At 32.8% G+C, this 12,849-nt stretch carries 15 protein-coding genes; 2 read left to right on the top strand and 13 right to left on the bottom strand.

Translation table 11 applies throughout. From position 1 onward, the window contains the following. From dnaG to RSB60_RS03585, 9 genes are all read right to left on the bottom strand, one after another. Nucleotides 1-1,769, bottom strand: a 1,769-nt coding sequence (gene dnaG, locus RSB60_RS03545; RefSeq protein ID WP_332614585.1) for a DNA primase, incomplete at its 3' end; no start/stop codon positions are given. A 17-nt stretch (nucleotides 1,770-1,786) separates the two neighbouring features. Continuing rightward, on the bottom strand, nucleotides 1,787-3,166 hold the full coding sequence (locus tag RSB60_RS03550) for a glycine--tRNA ligase (RefSeq protein ID WP_332614587.1): 1,380 nt from the start codon (nucleotides 3,164-3,166) through the stop codon (nucleotides 1,787-1,789). Nucleotides 3,167-3,228: 62 nt separating this feature from the next. Continuing rightward, on the bottom strand, nucleotides 3,229-3,570 hold the full coding sequence (locus RSB60_RS03555; protein ID WP_323380632.1) for a hypothetical protein: 342 nt from the start codon (nucleotides 3,568-3,570) through the stop codon (nucleotides 3,229-3,231). Nucleotides 3,571-3,572: 2 nt separating this feature from the next. Next, complete coding sequence (recO, locus tag RSB60_RS03560) at nucleotides 3,573-4,325, bottom strand: DNA repair protein RecO (protein WP_323380633.1); 753 nt, start codon at nucleotides 4,323-4,325, stop codon at nucleotides 3,573-3,575. Further along, nucleotides 4,318-5,214 (bottom strand): GTPase Era, encoded by an 897-nt coding sequence (gene era / locus RSB60_RS03565; protein WP_332475972.1) that lies wholly within the window; start codon nucleotides 5,212-5,214, stop codon nucleotides 4,318-4,320. Before era ends, recO begins: the two co-directional genes overlap by 8 nt. Next, nucleotides 5,211-5,609, bottom strand: coding sequence for a cytidine deaminase (gene cdd, locus RSB60_RS03570; RefSeq protein WP_323380635.1), 399 nt, complete (start codon nucleotides 5,607-5,609; stop codon nucleotides 5,211-5,213). Before cdd ends, era begins: the two co-directional genes overlap by 4 nt. A gap of 9 nt (nucleotides 5,610-5,618) precedes the next feature. Then, nucleotides 5,619-5,948 (bottom strand): diacylglycerol kinase family protein, encoded by a 330-nt coding sequence (locus RSB60_RS03575; RefSeq protein WP_323380636.1) that lies wholly within the window; start codon nucleotides 5,946-5,948, stop codon nucleotides 5,619-5,621. Then, nucleotides 5,945-6,403, bottom strand: coding sequence for an rRNA maturation RNase YbeY (gene ybeY / locus RSB60_RS03580; protein ID WP_332614591.1), 459 nt, complete (start codon nucleotides 6,401-6,403; stop codon nucleotides 5,945-5,947). Before ybeY ends, RSB60_RS03575 begins: the two co-directional genes overlap by 4 nt. 27 nt (nucleotides 6,404-6,430) lie before the next feature. Next, a complete protein-coding gene (locus tag RSB60_RS03585) occupies nucleotides 6,431-7,393 on the bottom strand; it encodes a PhoH family protein (RefSeq protein ID WP_332614593.1) in 963 nt (320 codons plus the stop codon). A gap of 167 nt (nucleotides 7,394-7,560) precedes the next feature. Here RSB60_RS03585 and RSB60_RS03590 point away from each other — a divergent pair, with 167 nt between their 5' ends. Together RSB60_RS03590 and RSB60_RS03595 are read left to right on the top strand one after the other, a co-directional pair. Then, nucleotides 7,561-8,268 carry a type II secretion system protein gene (locus tag RSB60_RS03590; RefSeq protein WP_332614628.1) on the top strand — a complete coding sequence of 236 codons (708 nt, stop codon included), beginning with the start codon at nucleotides 7,561-7,563 and terminating at the stop codon, nucleotides 8,266-8,268. Nucleotides 8,269-8,331: 63 nt separating this feature from the next. Beyond that, nucleotides 8,332-9,132, top strand: coding sequence for a tyrosine-protein phosphatase (locus RSB60_RS03595; RefSeq protein WP_332614595.1), 801 nt, complete (start codon nucleotides 8,332-8,334; stop codon nucleotides 9,130-9,132). 49 nt (nucleotides 9,133-9,181) lie between these two features. On the opposite strand, the gene rpsU is transcribed toward RSB60_RS03595, so the two are convergent. From rpsU to mtaB, 4 genes are all read right to left on the bottom strand, one after another. Beyond that, a complete protein-coding gene (gene rpsU / locus RSB60_RS03600) occupies nucleotides 9,182-9,361 on the bottom strand; it encodes a 30S ribosomal protein S21 (RefSeq protein WP_078711909.1) in 180 nt (59 codons plus the stop codon). A gap of 63 nt (nucleotides 9,362-9,424) precedes the next feature. Continuing rightward, a complete protein-coding gene (deoC, locus tag RSB60_RS03605) occupies nucleotides 9,425-10,090 on the bottom strand; it encodes a deoxyribose-phosphate aldolase (RefSeq protein WP_323380642.1) in 666 nt (221 codons plus the stop codon). Continuing rightward, complete coding sequence (locus RSB60_RS03610; protein ID WP_323380643.1) at nucleotides 10,077-11,543, bottom strand: UDP-N-acetylmuramoyl-L-alanyl-D-glutamate--2,6-diaminopimelate ligase; 1,467 nt, start codon at nucleotides 11,541-11,543, stop codon at nucleotides 10,077-10,079. Before RSB60_RS03610 ends, deoC begins: the two co-directional genes overlap by 14 nt. 7 nt (nucleotides 11,544-11,550) lie before the next feature. Next, nucleotides 11,551-12,840, bottom strand: a complete 1,290-nt coding sequence (mtaB, locus tag RSB60_RS03615; RefSeq protein WP_332614598.1) for a tRNA (N(6)-L-threonylcarbamoyladenosine(37)-C(2))-methylthiotransferase MtaB — start codon at nucleotides 12,838-12,840, stop codon at nucleotides 11,551-11,553. Between the last annotated feature and the right edge of the window lie 9 nt (nucleotides 12,841-12,849).

Genomic DNA, 12,849 nt, shown 5'->3' on the forward strand with positions numbered 1-12,849 from the left:
CGACTTTCTTCATCGATATACCTCCTAAGTTCAATCAAACTGTTACTATACTCTTGCAATAAGGACATACGACTTTCTTCATTTGTAATGGTTTTTATTTGTTTTTTAAGGTCTTCGACCTTCTCTTCTAATAACCATTGCTTGATGCGGCCGATAGCTCCTAATAAAATTTCTTTGGAATAATTTTGAGGTAACTCTTCAGTTGTGCTCAAATCAATTAAGTAAGATTTTAATTCATCATTACTTATTGAATCCATGAAATCTGCAAGTAGTATTTCATCACTCTTTCGATACTCATCCAAAATCATCATTGCTAGTTTTTGTTGTTTTTGTCCAACTAAGAAACCTAGTTTTTCCTTAAATATTTCAGCAGCATCTATGCTAAATAGCATTTGTGATACTACAATATTTTCGGCTGCATTTCTTCCGTCTAATATTGATGATACTGCGCGCCCAGCTGGTTTAGTTGTACGAACAGGTTTTGGATTTGGTGTCTGGCTTGATTCTTGTAACATAGATTGGAAACTAAATCCTGTCATTTGTGACAATTGATGGGTAAAATTTTGTCTGTCGAAGTCATCATTTAAAAGCTTAATTTCACTCATCACTTCTTGAGCAAATTCTTTCTTGCTCGAGTAATTATTCATATCATACTTCATTGATAAGTAATCAAAGATGAATTCAATCCACGTAATTGGCTTTTTTACCATTTGCTGTAGATGTTCAACACCATATGTATGAATAATTTCATCAGGATCTTTTCCTGTTTTATTTGAAACGATTTGGACTTTAAAACCTAATTCAATTGCCATTTTGGCAGCTTTATAGGTTGCAGTTTGACCCGCTTGGTCCCCATCATAACAAAACGTAATCGTTGAACCACATTGTTTTAACAACTTCAATTGATTTGTTGTACATGCAGTTCCTAGTGTAGCACAAACATTAGTAATTCCAACTCGAGCAAAAGCAATAACATCGGTAACTCCTTCTACAACGATTACATTTCCTTGTTTTCGTGCATCCATCTTTGCTCGATGAATGTTATAAACAGTATTTCCTTTAATGTAGAATTCTGTTTCTGTTGTATTGATGTATTTACTCGAAACATTAGGATCTAATGTTCTTGCGGTAAATCCTATTGGATTTCCGTCGCTATCATGAATTGGAAACGTAATCCTTGATGTAAATACATCATGAATACCGGTTTCACTAATTCTTGAAAGATTCGTCGCAATGCAATCACTGTCTCGATATCCTTTCGCATTTAGAAACTTATATAAACTATCTCCCGCATCGTTATAACCGATTTGGAATGTTTCTAATATTTTTTCTGTCATTCCTCTTTTAACAAGATATTCCTTTGCGATAGCTCCAGTTGATGAGTTCAGCGTATACATCATATAATGGATCGCTTCATTCATTACTTTGAAACCAGCTTCTTTATGAGGATCAACTTTTTTTTCAATTTCATCAAGTTTTACATCAAGATGATAACCAGTTAATTCAGCAACTTTTACAACTGCTTCTGGAAATGAAATATTTTCATAATTTTGAACAAAGGTAAATACATTCCCACCAGCTCCACACACGAAACATTTATAAATCTGTTTGTCTTGTGAAATAGATAGAGATGGTGAATGGTCATCATGGAAAGGACATACTGCAGTAAATGATCTTCCCTTTTTAACTAAAGGTAAATACCTACCAATAATGTCCATAATGTCAGCGCCACTACGAATCGCACTAATGTCTTCATCTCTTATGCGCATGAACATCACTCCTTTTCTCAAAATTTAATTGCTTTTGAAATAAATTCTTTCACTTCAGTCAAAGGGATTCTTTCTTGTTCCATTGAATCACGATGACGAATAGTTACACAACCATCGTTTTCAGTTTCAAAGTCAACTGTGATACAGAATGGTGTACCAATTGCATCTTGACGGCGATAACGTTTTCCAATACTTCCTGATTCATCAAAGTCACATGTAAATTCAGGTGCCAATTCAGCAAATAATTCAGTAGCCTTTTCACTAAGTTGTTTTGATAAAGGAAGTATTGCTGCTTTTACAGGAGCTAATGCTGGTGTAAAATGCATTACAATACGCGTATCATTCTCACCAATTTCTTCTTCATCATAAGCTTCGCAAAAGAACATTAAGAATAAACGTTCTACCCCTACAGCAGGTTCTACACAATATGGAATATATTTTTCATTTGTCGTTGGATCTAGATATTCCATACTTGTTTTTGAGTGTTCCATATGTTTTGACAAATCATAGTTTGTACGATCTGCAATTCCCCATAGTTCGCCCCATCCAAATGGATAATTATATTCAATATCACAAGTTCCTACTGAATAGAAACTCAATTCTTCTTTCGCATGCTCACGATAACGTAAATTAACATCAGAACCACCGTTCAAAGATAAAATCCAATTCATACAAAATTCTTTCCAATAAGCATACCAATCTAAATCAGTTCCTGGCTTACAGAAGAATTGCATTTCCATTTGTTCAAATTCTCTTACACGGAAAATAAAATTACCTGGCGTAATTTCATTTCTAAATGACTTTCCAATTTGACCAATTCCAAATGGCAATTTTTTACGCATCGTTCTTTGAATATTTTTAAAGTTAACAAACATCCCTTGTGCTGTTTCAGGACGAAGATAAACTGTATTCTTCGTATCTTCTAAAATCCCTTGGAATGTTTTAAACATCAAGTTAAACTGACGAATTTCAGTAAAGTCATGAGCACCACAATCTGGACAACCAATATGATTATCTTTAATGTATTGCATCATTTCATCTTTTGACCATCCTTCAGGAGATACTTTTCCTTCTGTAAATTCTTCAATCAAATGATCTGCACGATGACGTGTCTTACATTGTTTACAATCCATAAGTGGATCACTAAAACCACTTAAATGTCCGGAAGCTTCCCAAACTTTTGGATTCATTAATATTGCAGATTGAAGACCTACATTGTATGGACTTTCTTGAATAAATTTTTTCCACCAAGCATTTTTAATATTGTTCTTTAATTCTACCCCTAATGGACCAAAATCCCATGTATTACTTAAACCACCATAGATTTCAGAACCTTGGAATACAAACCCTGAATTTTTCGCGTGATTTACTATTTTCTCAAATGTTTTTTCAGTCATATTTTCTCCTCATATTAACAATTTTCTTTACGTTATAATATACCATATTTTCAAGGGTATCGTCAATTTTCCAAATAGCTTGATTTCGTGCTCTTCGTCATATTTTTCGCGATAATTCCAACTAAGCATCCAACAATGAATGATAAAAAATGAATAATCGCAAAAATCCAAGCAGAAATACTGTAATATAACCACATTGTTGGAATAAATAGAAGTGCTACTACAACTGGATAAATCCAATGTGGTTGAACCATATATGTGTACAAAACACCCAAAACAATTGTAATGAGTGGCATAACAATAAGCATCATCATAACATCATTACTTGTATTTCTAAAAACAAGAGGCAATAAATAAAAATTTATACAGACACCTACAAAATTTAGTATTAATTTTTTATTCATATTTATCCCTCCACTATTTTCTTTAGAAACTGCCATGTTTCTAACTCAATCCCACTATGAACTTTCAAAAATTCTATCAGTGTTTCACAGTCTTCAATAGTCCATGGACCATATTGTTTCAGAACATCATAATGTTCTAATTGCGCTTTATTAGCTAGACGAAAACGTTTCAAATCCATCTGCTTACCTGAAGATGAGCCAACTTCATTTTTACATTCTGAACAAATAAATCCGCCTTCTTCAACACTTATGTAGTTTACTTTAGTATTTCCACACAATACGCATTCATCAACAATTGGAGGTATTCCTAAATAAGACAATACTTGAGCTATAAAAAGCGACAACAATAAGCCATTTTCATTCTCATCATTCAATCTTTTTAAAGATAAAGCTAATAGTTCATAGAAATTTTCATTTGTTTCTTCATCAAGATATCCCTGTGGAATACTTTTATCTACTAATTCCGTTAATACTTGTGCGACACCCATTTTTACCAAATCTTCTTGAATTTTACGATTTGATTCTATTAAAGAACCATTTTTAATTGTAAACATCGATTTATCGTCTTGATAATCTAAAACAAATTCACTAATACAATAAGGCATACAAGAGACAGCATTCTTGCTAGTCATCTTCTTAATTCCTTTTACAACTAAGGATAGTTTACCATATTCCTTTGTCAAAACGGTTAAAAGAGCATCATTTTCACGATACTCAATTTGTTTCATCACAATTCCCGTAGTACGCTCATTCATCATCAACCTCAATAGGAATATAGCCTAATTGTTGGAGTTTACTTTTTTTATTGCGCCAGTCTTTTTCAACACGCACAAAGCATTCCAAATAAATCGTTTCACCTAGTATTCCTTCAATATCTTTACGAGCTTGCGTACCAATCTCTTTAATCATTGATCCTTGTTTTCCGATAATAATTCCTTTTTGGCTATCTCGTTCAACTAAAATCAACGCATTTACAAGTAACTTCCCTTTTTTTCTTCCCATTCTTTCAATCACTACCGCAACTGAATGAGGAATTTCTTCATCGGTAAGATATAATACTTTTTCACGAATAATTTCTGATATTATAAATTGTTCTGGATAATCACAAACTTGATCGCTTGGATAGTATTGAATACCATCTTCCAAATAGTTTTTCGTTACTTCAATCAACTCTTTTACATTCTTATTTTCTTTTGCTGAGATTGGAAATATCTCTTTAAAATCAGCACGTTTATTCCAAGCCATAAGACAATCCAATACTTGATCTTTTGACATTAAATCTGTTTTATTTAAAATACAAAATACTGGTAACTTTTTGTCTTTAACTATATTGAGTACAAATTCATCACCTGTTCCAAATGGCACTGATGCATCAACAATCAAATAAATACAATCCACTCCACTTACTGCTGCGAAAGCTTCTTTATTCATTTGCGTACCTAATTCATGTTGTGGTTTATGAATACCTGGTGTATCGACAAAGATAATTTGTGAATCTTCATCCGTACGAATTCCACGAATTTGATTTCTCGTAGTTTGAGGCTTAGGTGAAATAATCGCAACCTTTTGTTCAAGCAAAGCATTTAATAATGTACTCTTACCTGCATTAGGTCTTCCTACTAACGCTACAAATCCTGACCTCATCGCAAATCTTCCTCATTAAATTGCATTGGAAGTAATTCACTTATTGTTTTAATCTCTGTATCTTTACCATTTGATAAAATAATAGGTGTATCTTGATGAATTAATTCAGATAAAACTTGTCGACAAATGCCACAAGGAGCACCAATACGATCACCATCAGTAACTATCGCAATAGCTTCTATATCATCTTTACGATAACCATAAGAATAAGCACCAAAAATAGCACTTCTTTCTCCACAGTTTGCAGCTCCATAAGATGCATTTTCAATATTAGCACCTTTAAAAGTTCTACCATCTTTACATAATACACATGCACCTACATGATAATTAGAATAGGGTGCGTATGCATTTTTCATCGCTTCAAACGCTTCATCTAAAACATTTTGATATTTCATAATTTCCTCCTACAGATGGTTAATTACCATCATTAAACCTAATATTAATGAAACAAGAGCTGCAAATAATACAGCACCTGCTGACATATCTTTAATTAATTTGATTCTTTCATCCGTTTCTGGTGACATGAAATCACAAATCTTTTCAATACACGTATTAATAATCTCCGTTACAATTACTAAGCCAATGCATAAACCTAAAATTAAATTTTCTAAATATGTAAACTTGAATACAAAGGAAGCTATGAGTGCAAAAATCATGAAAACAAATTGTACAAAGACACTTTGATGTCTTAATGCTTGGTATAATCCATCAAATGCTACACGAAATTTATTCATCTTGGCACCACAGGATCAAGAATTTTTCGTTGCAAGTCAAACATTTTCTTTTCATCTTTTTTATTCATATGGTCATAGCCTAGACAATGAAGTAAACCATGCGTAAATAAGAAACAGAATTCTCTTTTTTCACTATGTCCATATTCTATTGCTTGGCTTCTAACCGCATCAACGTTAATAAACACATCTCCTAATTCCTTAGGTGAATCATCCATAACTTCATAATCATCTTCGCTATCACAAATAGCAAAACTTATCACATCTGTGGGGCGATCAATTTGACGATAGATACGATTAATTTCGTGTATTTTCTTATTTCTTACTAAAATAACAGAAATAGATACATCTTCATTCACTTTTAAAAGTCTTAAAGTCTTCACCATAAGGTCTTCTAATAAAGGTTTGTATTCTTTCCATTCTTTTTCTCTTGTTTTATTTATAATTGTACAATTCATAGTATCACTCCGTAATTATTATATCACTCAAAATCCTTTTCTAGCATAACAGTCAATAATCTTTTGAACCAGCGGATGTCTTACAACATCTTCACTTGTTAACTGAAGAATTTTGATTTCATCAATTCCTTCTAAAAGTTCGGCAGAATCAACAAGACCTGATTTCATACCACGATGCAAATCAATTTGTGTAACATCGCCTGTAATAACCATTCGCGAATTAAATCCTAATCGAGTTAAAAACATCTTCATTTGCGATGCAGTTGTATTTTGCGCTTCATCTAAGATGACAAAAGCATCATCCAACGTTCTACCACGCATATACGCAAGAGGCGCTATTTCAATAACACCTTTTTCAACATATTTATCAGTCTGTTCATTACCCAACATATCATGTAGCGCATCATATAAAGGAGTTAGATAAGGATCAACTTTTTCCTTCAAATCACCTGGTAAAAACCCTAAACTTTCTCCAGCCTCAACAGCAGGTCGTGTTAATACAATCTTCTTCACAACACCCTTTTTCAGCATGCTCACAGCCTGTACAACAGCCAAATAAGTTTTCCCTGTTCCAGCAGGTCCAATCGCAAAAACAATGTCATATTGTTCCATTGCTTCTACAAAGCGGTATTGTCCAATTGTTTTAGGAGAAACATTTTTCCCTGATTGTGATTTACCCACAACCTTCTTATTCAAATCTATCCATGTGGTTGTTTCTTTTTTACTTACCAAACGATAAGCATAAAGTACATCACGACTGGTAATTTCTTGTCCTTGTCTTACAACTTCTAAAAGTGCATCTAACACTTCACGAATTTGTTTCAATGTATTTTCATCACATCGATCAATAATAAAATCATGATTTCTAAAAATAATTGTTTTTTCAAAACAAGTCGATAATACTTCTAAATTACTATCTTGCGGACCAAGCAACTTACTTGCTTCATCCGTTGATAAACCCTCATATTTCAAAATTCGCTCATTTGTCAAAGGTAAAAACCTCCTTAATCACTTATTATTCTATCAAATATCACTACTAAATACACGAATTATTGACTATTCTTCCCTTTTATCTTTTCATACCTTGACTTTAACCGATAAATACTAGATAAATAATATATAGTGTATTTTAGGGAGGGGAAACCCTGAAACACAATATTACCAAAAAAGCGTTTACTTTGATTGAATTAATTGTAGTAATTGCTGTCCTTGCAGTTCTTGCGGTATTAATAGTTCCACAAGTCACCGGTTACATCCAAGCTTCACAAAAATCAACCTGTGATGCAAATGTCGCTATGATGAATCGTAGCTATATTTATGAACATGAATTAGATACAAAAGTTACACCCCAAGACATAATTAACAATACCGATGGAAAATATTTTGGCGGTAATACGAAGACATGTCCTTCCAAAGGAACTTATTCAGTTAATACAAGTAATATAATCGTTTGTTCCAAACATGGTGGTACAGGTGGTGAATCTGGATTTATTAAGAATGGAACAATTGAAGATGAACGTGAAAATCTTATCGAAAAAGAATCAAATACAGTCTATGGTGAAGTCGTAAAGTCTACTGATCAATCTGGTAATCCTATTTACTTTAAATACATCAACAAAAGTGGATGTTCTACAACACCAAATAAGCATTTAGGTGAAAATAATTACTCAAATACTGCTTGGAAAGAATTAGTAAAAGACTATACTGACTATAACAACTATGAAACAGGTGACATTATCATATATAATAATCGTTATTATAAATATACTGCTGTTAATGAGACTCCTGGAATGCAAAAATATATTGGAAAAACACCTGATCAAGCTGGTGCTGGATTTGTTGAAGTTCCAAAACCTGCAAATTAATAAAGCTCTTTATTTGTATCCTGCACCTCTTTCTTCTACAATAGTAGAAAGAGGTGTTTTATTATGAGAATTCAATTAGAAATGTGCGCAAATACACGTGACTTAGGTGGTATCATCACTAAGCATGGAAAAATAAAATCTAAAAAACTGATTCGTAGTGGTAAACTATTTTATGCAACTGAAAATGATATTGCTATTTTGGAAAGTGAATACCAATTGAAACGTATTATTGATTTTAGAAATAACCATGAAATAAAGCGAACTCCCGATCCAATATTTGATTATGTTGAAAATATTCATATTCCAATTCTTGAAGAACACTACTTAACGCTTGCAAATACAAAAGAAAAAAATATACATGCTCCGGATATTGAATATTTAAAACATTCCATCGAGGAAATGAAATTTGATGTTGAAGCTATATCTATAAAAGAGTATCCAAAACTATTGAGCAATCCTTATTCAAAGGAACAATATAAACGGTTTTTAAATGTTCTGCTTAATGAAGTACATGGTGCAACACTTTATCACTGTAGTGCTGGTAAAGACCGTGTAGGCGTTGGAACTGTATTACTACTAGGTGCATTGGGTGTTAGCAAAGAAGATATTATTCAAGACTATATGAATACAAACATCTATCTTCAAAAAAGAATTAATCATTATATTGATTTATGCAAAACAGCAGGATGTGATAACCACTATCTTTCACAAATCCCTTCACTTGTTGGTGTTCGTCTATCATATATCCAATCAATTTTTAAAACGATTGAAGAAAAATATCCATCGATTGAAGAGTATTTAATACATGAACTTGATTTTGATATAAATAAACAAAAACAGTTACAAAAAATATATTGTGAATAGTACTTAAACTATTCACTTTTTTTACAAAAAAAAATAAGGATTTTCATCCTTATTTTGAGCGACGTGCTTTTCTTGCAGCTTCCGACTTTAATTTACGACGGACGCCTGGTTTTACATAAAACTCTCTTTTGCGAGCCTCAGCAAGGGTCCCGTTGCGAGATACTTGACGTTTAAAACGACGTAATGCGTCATCCAAACCTTCGTTCTCTTTGAGTACAACTCTTGGCATTAATTAACCCCCCTTCTGATGCATGCATTGACATTATATCGAAATAACGCACAAATTGCAATATCAATAAACATTATTTTCAATATTTTTACCTTGTAATAATGCACAACCACTACTTGTTCCAATACGTTCTGCACCAGCTTCAATCATTTGAAGTAAATCATCATAACTACGAACTCCACCTGCAGCCTTTACTTTACATTGATCTTTAACAGTTGCCTTCATCAAACGAACATCTTCAACAGTAGCTCCTGATGTTGAAAAACCTGTAGAAGTTTTTACAAAGTCTGCACCCGCTTTAACAACTGCTTCGCAAGCACGTACTTTTTCTTCATCTGTTAATAAACATGTTTCAATAATAACTTTTAAAACATGTGTACCCACTGCTTCTTTAATTGCTTTAATTTCATTGATAACATAATCCATTTTATTATCTTTGAGTGCTCCAATATTAAGTACCATATCTACTTCATCAGCACCAATTTCAATAGCATTTTTAGCTTCAAATACTTTTGAAGCAGTTGTCATAGCACCTAAAGGAAACCCGATTACTGTGCATACACCTACATCACTACCTGCCAATTCTTTTTTACAGAATTCAATCCAGCAAGGATTAATACACACTGTTGCAAAATCAAATTCTTTTGCTTGGCTACATAATTCCTTAATTTGTGCTTCTGTACTATTTTGTTTTAATAATGTGTGATCAATTGTTTTATTCAATCTCATTTTCTTCTCCTTCACCAAAGTAATATTTTTTAATCATTTCTTTTGCAATACGATGATCTCCTAAATATGGCTCTCTACCAAATTCCCCATAGATGAATATTTCATCACCTTTACCTAGAATTAAGATTGTATCATCTTCATTTGCCATCTCTATTGCTTGACGAATTGCATCAAATCTTCTTTCAATAATAATGTAATTCGTTTTCTTTATTCCTTCTGCAATTTCCTGTGCGATATCATATACATTTTCATCACGAGGATCATCTTCAGTAAGTATAATCATATCACAATATTTATCTGCAATTTCGCCAAAAATTGGACGTTTCTTAAAGTCACGTTTACCCGCTGAACCAAAAACCGCAATAATACGATTTTCTTTTGGAGTAATTCTTGCAGCATATTCCATAACTTGCTTGATACCATCTGGTGTATGTGCAAAGTCAACTATGACATTGAATGGTTGTCCAACATCAATTCGCTCCATTCTTCCTTCAATTTGATCAAAGTGATTCAATTTCATCAAGAAACTCTCAATTGGAATTCCTTTAGAATGAAGTGCAGATATTGCTGCAAGTAAATTGTAAATATTAAACAAGGCAACTAGATTAGTCTCAACACGATATTCTTTATCAATGCACTTCAATGTAAATACAGTTTTATCTTTTTGTAATTGTATATCTACCGCTTGATAATCAGCAGGCTTGTTAATTCCGTATGTTAACACCTTACACTTACAATCCTCAACAATAGCCAATCCATATGGATCATCCGCATTTGTTATCGCAATTGCTTCCTCTGGCAAGTGATCAAAGAAACTCTTTTTTGCTGCAAAATAATTTTCCATTGTGCCATGATAGTCAAGATGGTCATGAGTTAAGTTAGTAAATACACCTACATCAAATTTAATTGAATCAATACGATGTTGTTCAATACCAATACTACTCACTTCAAGTGTACAGGCTTTCATCCCTGCCTCAACCATATCATGCAGAATTCCATGCAAATCATCAATTTCAGGTGTGGTTAATAATGGTGGTAATTTTACTGTTCCATACTCAATTGAAATCGTCCCTATATAACCTGTGGGAACTTTTTCATTCAACAAATTTTTAATTAAATTAGTTACTGAACTTTTACCATTTGTTCCTGTTACTCCAAAAATCACCATTTTCTTTGAAGGACTATTATAGAATATATCAGCTACTTGATTGTATACCTTTACCACATCTTTTACTCGAATATAGGTAACAGAAGGATCCATTTCTTCAAGTGGATCACTGTATACAATGCAGACAGCTCCATTCTTTATTGCTTGTGATATGAATCGATGCCCATCATTCATCATCCCTTTAACACAGAAAAAAATTGAATTTGGTCGTTTCTTTCTGCTATCTGACATTAATCCTTGAATTTCTAAATCCGGTGCATTCTCAAACAATGAATTTAATTTCATACACCCATCACCCCTCTTTTTTACCTACTAAATTGTCTTTAATCATATGTGAAATAGTAACTTCCACAATTTCATTTCTTTGTTGAACACCTTCGATTGTCACAGGCAAGTATTCACTTGAATGTCCAAATGAATTTTCTTCTTGAATCTCTTCAACAAGAACTGAAACTTTTTTATTAATAAATGAACTTTTATACTCATAGTATAATTTCTTTGATAAACTACTACAAGTTTGAACCCTTTGTTTCTTGATAGAATCTGGTACTTGTTCCATCATTTTCTCTGCAGCAGTACCTGTTTTTGGTGAAAATGGAAATACATGCAAGAATGTAAACTTACATTTTTTCAAAAATTCAACCGTTTTATCAAACTCTTCTTCTGTTTCTTGTGGAAAACCAACAATCAAATCCGTACTAATTGATATCCCTGGTAAACTCTTTCTTATTTCTTCTATTCGCGCATAAAATTCATTCGTTGTATATGGGCGGTTCATTCTTTTCAATGTTTCATCACATCCCGATTGAAGTGGAATATGCAAGTGATGAGCAATACGTGAACTTTTCTTCATTAATTCTATTAATTCATCGCTAATCTCTGTAATTTCTATCGAAGAAATTCGAACTCGCATTAAATCTGGCACTTCATTCAACATGACTTCAATACAATGTGCTAAAGTTTCGCCATAATCAGCACCATATCTTCCAGTATGAATACCTGCAAGTACGATTTCTTTATGGTTTTTCGCAAGTTGTTTTGTATTTTCAATTACTTTTTCAAGTGGTAATGATCTTTCTTTCCCCCGAGCATACGGAATAATACAATAGCTGCAAAATTGATTACAACCATCTTGTATCTTCATATATGCACGTGTTTGATGTTCGAAATGTGTAAGTGGCATTTCCTCAAATTCTGCTTCTTTTCTTACATCATCAACCAAGACAATCTTTTCTTTATTTTTTATTACTTGTTCAATTAAATTAGGTAAATCATGTTTATGACTTGACCCAACCAAAATATCGATGGATTCATTTTCTTTCATATTTTCAGCATTGATTTGCACATAACAACCAACAACACAAATAATTGCACTTGGGTTTTGACGAATTGCTTGGTTTATCTTTTGACGAGATTTACTCGCTGCCGTATTTGTAACAGCACATGTAAACACAAGATAAACATCTGCCTCTTCTTTAAAATCCACTTCTATGTATCCCTTTGCATTTAGTGCCTGTTGGATACTTCCAGCTTCATATGTATTAACTTTGCATCCTAAACAGGATATAGCATAACGAATCACAGACATTTC

The organism is Anaerorhabdus sp. (assembly GCF_036657415.1).
Classification (GTDB): Bacteria; Bacillota_I; Bacilli_A; order Erysipelotrichales; family Erysipelotrichaceae; genus Anaerorhabdus.

What these genes read in the sequence shown, in the direction of transcription:
- RSB60_RS03550 (WP_332614587.1), bottom strand. Translation starts at nt 3,166, where the DNA reads ATGACTGAAAAAACATTTGAGAAAATAGTAAATCACGCGAAAAATTCA.
- RSB60_RS03555 (WP_323380632.1), bottom strand. Translation starts at nt 3,570, where the DNA reads ATGAATAAAAAATTAATACTAAATTTTGTAGGTGTCTGTATAAATTTT.
- recO (WP_323380633.1), bottom strand. Translation starts at nt 4,325, where the DNA reads ATGAATGAGCGTACTACGGGAATTGTGATGAAACAAATTGAGTATCGT.
- era (WP_332475972.1), bottom strand. Translation starts at nt 5,214, where the DNA reads ATGAGGTCAGGATTTGTAGCGTTAGTAGGAAGACCTAATGCAGGTAAG.
- cdd (WP_323380635.1), bottom strand. Translation starts at nt 5,609, where the DNA reads ATGAAATATCAAAATGTTTTAGATGAAGCGTTTGAAGCGATGAAAAAT.
- RSB60_RS03575 (WP_323380636.1), bottom strand. Translation starts at nt 5,948, where the DNA reads ATGAATAAATTTCGTGTAGCATTTGATGGATTATACCAAGCATTAAGA.
- ybeY (WP_332614591.1), bottom strand. Translation starts at nt 6,403, where the DNA reads ATGAATTGTACAATTATAAATAAAACAAGAGAAAAAGAATGGAAAGAA.
- RSB60_RS03595 (WP_332614595.1), top strand. Translation starts at nt 8,332, where the DNA reads ATGAGAATTCAATTAGAAATGTGCGCAAATACACGTGACTTAGGTGGT.
- rpsU (WP_078711909.1), bottom strand. Translation starts at nt 9,361, where the DNA reads ATGCCAAGAGTTGTACTCAAAGAGAACGAAGGTTTGGATGACGCATTA.
- deoC (WP_323380642.1), bottom strand. Translation starts at nt 10,090, where the DNA reads ATGAGATTGAATAAAACAATTGATCACACATTATTAAAACAAAATAGT.
- RSB60_RS03610 (WP_323380643.1), bottom strand. Translation starts at nt 11,543, where the DNA reads ATGAAATTAAATTCATTGTTTGAGAATGCACCGGATTTAGAAATTCAA.